We start from the raw sequence: 5438 nt of genomic DNA, 5'->3' as shown, positions 1-5438 counted from the left end.
TTCTTCTCCGAGGGCCAGAAGGGCTCGTCGGCGATGCCGCACAAGCGCAACCCCGTGCTGTCGGAAAACCTCACAGGCCTGTCGCGCATGGTGCGCGCCTATGTCACGCCGGCGCTGGAGAACGTCGCGCTCTGGCACGAGCGCGACATCTCGCATTCCTCGGCCGAACGCATGATCGGGCCGGATGCTACCGTGACGCTCGACTTCGCGCTGATGCGCCTTGCAGGCCTCGTCGAGAAGCTCGTGATCTATCCCGCCAACATGCAGAAGAACCTCGACCGGCTCGGCGGCCTCGTGGATTCGCAGCGGCTGCTGATCGCGCTGACGCAGAAAGGCGCCAGCCGCGAGGACGCCTACAAATACGTCCAGCGCAACGCCATGCCGGTCTGGCGCGGCGAAGGCGACTTCCAGACGCTGCTAAAGAAAGACGCGGACGTGAAGAAGCACCTGACGGACGCCGAGATCGAGGAACAGTTCGACCTCGGCTATCACTTCAAGCACGTCGACACGATCTTCAAGCGGGTGTTCGGCGAGAGCTGATCATTCGGCGGGTGCCGGCGTCGCGGTCTTTGCCGGGGCGCCGTAAAGCCGCATCAGCACGAAGGTCACGGCCAGGATCGCCAGGTAGACGACGAGTTGCATCGCGGTCGGCTGGTCGGTGTAGCCGATCAGCGTATGCAGCGCCTTGCCGGGCAGGCTTGAATCGGAAAGCAGCCAGCTCGAATCCCAGACCACGCTGTCGAGCGCGGTCAGCCAGTTTGCCCGCTCAAGAAACGCGGTCGCCTGCGCCGCCATGCCGGCCGCGAGCAGCGCGATCAGCACCGTCGTGGTCGTAAACAGCGCGCGTGGCGGAATCCTGAGCAGCCCGGCATAGGTCAGCCAGCAGACCAGCGCGCCAAGCACCAGCCCGGCAAAGCCGCCGAGCGCCACGCCCCAGGTCGTGTCGTTGCCGGTGGCCAGCACGCCGTAGAGGAACAGCACGACCTCGCTGCCCTCGCGCAGCACGGCAACGCCGACTACGACCGCGAGCGCCAGCAGCGACTTCTCGCCAGCGACCACCGCCTGCCCCGCGGCACGCAATTCGCCGGCAAGTTCCTTGCCGTGGCGCGCCATCCAGACATTGTGCCAGGTGAGCATCACGACGGCGAGCGCCAGGATGGCGGCGTTGAACAGCTCCTGCCCCATGCCGGCGAACAGGTTCGACAGCGCGCCGGCAAAGGCCGCGACCACGCAGGCCGCAAGGACGCCCGCAAGCACACCGCCGGCGATCCAGGCGTTGCGGTGCGCCACCGTGCGCGTAACCGCGAGCACGATGCCGATGATCAGACCGGCCTCGAAGACTTCACGGAAAACGATGATCAGTGCGGCGATCACGATCGGCTTGCTTGCTGTCTTTACTTCACCACCAGCGCGCCGCGCGCCACCTTCTCGTTGTACTCGTCGAAGAATTCGTAGCGGCCGGGCTTCTGCGCGCGGACATTGATGGTGGCGTCGCTGGAACCGGCGACCACCTTCTCCACCTTCAACGTCTTACTTTCGAACTCCATCGCCTTGGAATCGAGGTTCTTCAGCTTGATCACGATCGGCGTGTTGGCGGGCGCGCTGACCTCGGCCGGATCGAACTTCTTGTCCTTGTAGCTGAGCTGGATCTCGGTCGCGCTCTGCGCGTTGGCGGTACCGGCGGCAACGATCGAAACGAGCGCAAGGGCGGCGAACACGGTCGAGAAGATACGCAGGAAGGACATGCTGGCTTTTCCAATCTGGCTGACGCTATCCGGCGCTGGCATACGCTGCCGGAAGCCATGCCGTGAAGGGGCAAAACGCCGGCGCAAATTGGAGAAGTTCTAAATAGTGCAACCGCTTGGCAGGGCTGCTATGGTATTTGCTGGCGGTAGCGGCCCGGCCGATACCGCGGCAGTTTTCCGGCCTTGCCAAGCCGAATTAAATCATCCCAAATTGCGATATTCGCCGCCGACAACCTGAAAGACCCTCGCCGGCCCCTCGTAGCAACTTAACAGTAACCGCGGATCGGCTAAGGTCACAGCGTGTCATCCCCGCCCAAAATCCTCGTCTTCGATTCCGGCCTTGGCGGCCTCACGGTCCTGCGCGAAGTCGTCCGCGCGCGGCCCGACGCGCATTTCGTCTATGTCGCCGACGACGCGTTCTTTCCCTACGGCCATCACAGCGAGGAGCAGATCGTCGCCCGCGTGGTACCGCTGGTCGGCGAACTGATCGCGCGCCACGCGCCGGCGCTGGTGGTGATCGCCTGCAATACCGCCTCCACGCTGGTGATGTCGCATTTGCGCAGCGCCTACAGCGTGCCGTTCGTCGGCACCGTGCCGGCGATCAAGCCGGCCTGCGCCAGTTCGAAGACCAGGCGCGTGTCGGTGCTCGGCACCAAGGGCACCGTGAAACGCGAATACACGAGACGCCTGATCGAGGATTTCGCACAGGGCTGCGACGTGACGCTGGTGGGATCGGCGGAACTTGCCTCGCTTGCGGAATCCGCTCTGAGCGGCAACGACGTCCGCGATGCCGATATCGCGGCCGAGCTTGCCCCCTGCTTCGTCGGCGACGGCGCGGATCGCACCGACACCGTCGTTTTGGCCTGCACCCATTATCCGCTGCTGCTCGACCGCCTGACACGGCTGGCGCCGTGGCCGGTGGACTGGATCGATCCCGCGCCGGCGATCGCGCGGCGCGTCTCGGCCCTGCTCGGTGCCCCGGGCCGCGAAAGGGATGATGCGGGCGCCGAGATGATCTTCACGTCGCAGCGGCCGCACACGCTGAGCCAGGCGCTGATGCCGTTCTTCGGCGGGCGCGTGCCGGCGTAAGATCGCTCGCCGATGGAACACGGGATGCGGTTTCTTAGGTAGTCCCGAGGCCTGCCTTGGCGCATTGTTCGTCCTGGTCGCCGGTGACGCCACTCACTCCCACGCCGCCAGTGACTTTGCCATCGACCATGATCGGTATTCCGCCCGGCGAGGCAAAGACCCCGGGCAGAGTGGCCGTGGCTGGCCCGCCCTTGTTGATCGCCTCCATGAATACGCGCGTCGGGCGCCGATAAGTCGCCGCGGCCCTCGCCTTTCCGACGGCTATGTCCATGCTGGCCGTCTGAGTGTTGTCCATGCGTTCGAAGTATACGAGGAAGCCGTGATTATCGACCACCGCGACAGCCACGTTCCATCCGTTCTTCTGGCATTCGGCGAGGGCGCCGGCTGCAATCTTCTTCGCACCGGCGGCATTGATCGCTGTGCCGTATTCGGGGCGCTTGTCCTGAGCGGATGCGCCAACAGTAAGGGCGGCGAGTGCAGCGGCGGCCATAATTGTCCTCATCTTCGACTCCTCCCTGGGTTTTATTGTGCGGGGGATCATACCGGGGCGGATGAAAACGTCGCCGATCAATTATGTCGCAAGCCCCATGGTTCGCCGCCAGCCAAGCACCCGAGCCGATCTGCGCTTGCACAGGAATCGGGGCGCGACGCCAAAATAATGTGGCTCGATAAGCCGCGAATTTGACCTTATGGTCCCCTCGCCGAATGATCGCCCGGTCAGTTCAGCAGGGAGTTTCCGTTGACCTCCGCCAAGCCTGCGCCGCTGAACCGCCTCCGCCAGCTCTGGCGCGAGGGGCGCCCGACCTTCGGCGCGATCGCGACCATTCCCTCGATCCAGACCGTGCAGATCATGGGCCGCTCCGGCATCGACTGGATCATCATCGATCTCGAGCACGGGCCGATCGATCTCGGCTCGGCGCATGCGATGATAACAGCAACGGCAGGCACGCCCTGCGTGCCGATGGTGCGGATCGCCGCCAACGAGCCTTCGCTGGCAAAAGCGCCGATGGACCTCGGCGCACTCGGCATCAACTTTCCGATGATCTGCAGCCGGGCCGATGCCGAAAAGGCGGTGCGCAGCGTGCGCTATCCGCCAAAGGGCGACCGGCTGTGGGGCCCCTTCCACGCGCCGTTCCGCTGGGGCGTCTCGATGGCGGACTACATGGCGACTGCCGATGACGACATGATCTGCATGATCACCATCGAGCATGTCGACGCGGTCAATCGCATCGACGAGATCATGGCGACGCCGGGCATCGATCTTGCCGTGATCGGCCCCGGCGACCTCGCAACCTCGATCGACAAGCGCGGCCTGCCCGACGACCCCGATGTGGTGGCGCTGATGAAGCGCGCCGAGGAACGCATCCTCAAAAGCGGCGTGCCGATCGGCGGCGTCGCCCGCACCGCCGACCAGGCCCACGCCATGATCGCGCGCGGCTATGTCGCGCTGGCGCTGGGCTTCGACTGGTCGCTGTTCCAGCGCGGCATCGCCGCGAGCCTGGACGGGCTCAAGCGATAGCCCGTCCACCCGTCGCCGCTTCCAGCATGGCGCGTGCGCTGCTAGGCTCTCTCCACAGGGAGAAAACGCATGATCAGAAAAATTCTTTTGGGATTGACCGTTGTGGCTATCGCGGGTGCCGGCGTCGCCGTCGCCCAGCAGACCGGCATCAAGCGCACGCCGCTGCAAAAACTCGATTTCCCGGCCGGCTACAACACCGTCACCGCGATTGCGGAAGTTCCGGCCGGCGGAGCCGCGGGGCGCCACACCCACCCCGGCGCCGAAACCGGCTATGTGCTGGAGGGCGAACTGGAGCTCATCATCGACGGCAAGCCGCCGATGAAAATCAAGGCAGGCGAATCCTACCAGATCCCGGAAGGCGCCGTTCACGACGCCAAAGCCGGCGACAAACCATTCAAAGTACTCGGAGTTTACGTCGTGAAGGCGGGTGAGCCGCTGGCCAAGCCGGCGCCGTAGGCGAACGATCTCGCTGGCGTCAAATTGCCGGGTTCGTGTTAGATGAGGGCCGGCAGGTTGCCGAGGCAGCCTGCCGGCTTTTGATTTGCCAAGTGTGGATACCCGGGCGGAGCAATGCGCGGAACGGTTCGAAAAATCACGCTGCCGCGTCGCCTCGTCGCCGACCTCATGCACGCGTCACTGCGCGTGCCCTTCGTTTCCCTCACCCGCCCGCTCAATCTTCGCGGACTGTCGGAGGCCCGCGCCCAGGCCGTCCAGCGACCCGGCTGGGCGGCGATCTTCGTCAAGGCATTCGCGCTGGTGGCAAGGGAACAGCCCATCCTGCGCACCCTCTACGTCAAATGGCCGCTGCCGGCCTTTTACGAGCTGCCCCGCAGCGTCGCGATGGTGGCGATCGCCCGGGTCGAGGATGGGCAGGAATGCGTGCTGCCGCAAAAGGTGGCCGCGCCCGACGAAATGTCGCTTGCCGCGGTCGATGCCCTGATCCGGCACGCCAAGGAGGCGCCGATCGACGAGGTGCCGGCGTTCCGGAAGATCCTGCGGACCACCCGGCTGCCCCTGCCGCTGCGCCGCCTGTTCTGGGCGATCGGGCTGAATTTCGGCCGCCAGCGGGCCAATTATTTCGGCAG

General features: G+C 65.1%; 8 protein-coding genes. 5 read left to right on the top strand and 3 right to left on the bottom strand.

Going from position 1 to position 5438, the window contains the following annotated elements; all coding sequences use genetic code 11:
- A partial coding sequence (locus V7E26_RS29015; RefSeq protein WP_324422819.1) for a lyase family protein occupies positions 1 to 540 on the top strand: 540 nt, incomplete at its 5' end.
- On the opposite strand, the gene V7E26_RS29010 is transcribed toward V7E26_RS29015, so the two are convergent.
- Entirely contained in the window at positions 541 to 1377 is an 837-nt protein-coding gene (locus tag V7E26_RS29010; protein WP_324422820.1) for an FTR1 family iron permease, read from the bottom strand. It abuts the gene before it with no gap.
- Positions 1378 to 1394: 17 nt separating this feature from the next.
- The gene (locus tag V7E26_RS29005; RefSeq protein ID WP_324422818.1) at positions 1395 to 1745 is read right to left on the bottom strand and encodes a cupredoxin domain-containing protein; all 351 of its coding nucleotides are present in this window, start codon (positions 1743 to 1745) and stop codon (positions 1395 to 1397) included.
- 300 nt (positions 1746 to 2045) lie between these two features.
- On the opposite strand from V7E26_RS29005, the gene murI reads away from it, so the two are divergent.
- Positions 2046 to 2834 carry a glutamate racemase gene (gene murI / locus V7E26_RS29000; protein ID WP_324422817.1) on the top strand — a complete coding sequence of 263 codons (789 nt, stop codon included), beginning with the start codon at positions 2046 to 2048 and terminating at the stop codon, positions 2832 to 2834.
- Positions 2835 to 2868: 34 nt separating this feature from the next.
- Here murI and V7E26_RS28995 read toward each other — a convergent pair whose 3' ends face one another.
- Positions 2869 to 3336 carry a GlcG/HbpS family heme-binding protein gene (locus V7E26_RS28995; protein ID WP_324422816.1) on the bottom strand — a complete coding sequence of 156 codons (468 nt, stop codon included), beginning with the start codon at positions 3334 to 3336 and terminating at the stop codon, positions 2869 to 2871.
- 237 nt (positions 3337 to 3573) lie between these two features.
- Here V7E26_RS28995 and V7E26_RS28990 point away from each other — a divergent pair, with 237 nt between their 5' ends.
- From V7E26_RS28990 to V7E26_RS28980, 3 genes are all read left to right on the top strand, one after another.
- Positions 3574 to 4353: an HpcH/HpaI aldolase family protein gene (locus tag V7E26_RS28990; RefSeq protein WP_324422815.1), complete on the top strand. Its 780-nt coding sequence runs from the start codon at positions 3574 to 3576 to the stop codon at positions 4351 to 4353.
- A gap of 69 nt (positions 4354 to 4422) precedes the next feature.
- Complete coding sequence (locus V7E26_RS28985; RefSeq protein ID WP_324422814.1) at positions 4423 to 4809, top strand: cupin domain-containing protein; 387 nt, start codon at positions 4423 to 4425, stop codon at positions 4807 to 4809.
- Positions 4810 to 4923: 114 nt separating this feature from the next.
- Positions 4924 to 5438, top strand: a 515-nt coding sequence (locus V7E26_RS28980) for an acyltransferase (protein WP_324422813.1), incomplete at its 3' end; no start/stop codon positions are given.

It is taken from the genome of Bradyrhizobium sp. (assembly GCF_036735945.1).
In the GTDB taxonomy this organism is placed as follows: Bacteria; Pseudomonadota; Alphaproteobacteria; order Rhizobiales; family Xanthobacteraceae; genus Bradyrhizobium.
The sequence above is the reverse complement of the archived record's forward strand: the minus strand, read 5'-3'. Positions and strand labels throughout refer to the sequence as shown.

What these genes read in the sequence shown, in the direction of transcription:
- V7E26_RS28985 (WP_324422814.1), top strand. Translation starts at nt 4,423, where the DNA reads ATGATCAGAAAAATTCTTTTGGGATTGACCGTTGTGGCTATCGCGGGT.
- V7E26_RS28995 (WP_324422816.1), bottom strand. Translation starts at nt 3,336, where the DNA reads ATGAGGACAATTATGGCCGCCGCTGCACTCGCCGCCCTTACTGTTGGC.
- V7E26_RS29005 (WP_324422818.1), bottom strand. Translation starts at nt 1,745, where the DNA reads ATGTCCTTCCTGCGTATCTTCTCGACCGTGTTCGCCGCCCTTGCGCTC.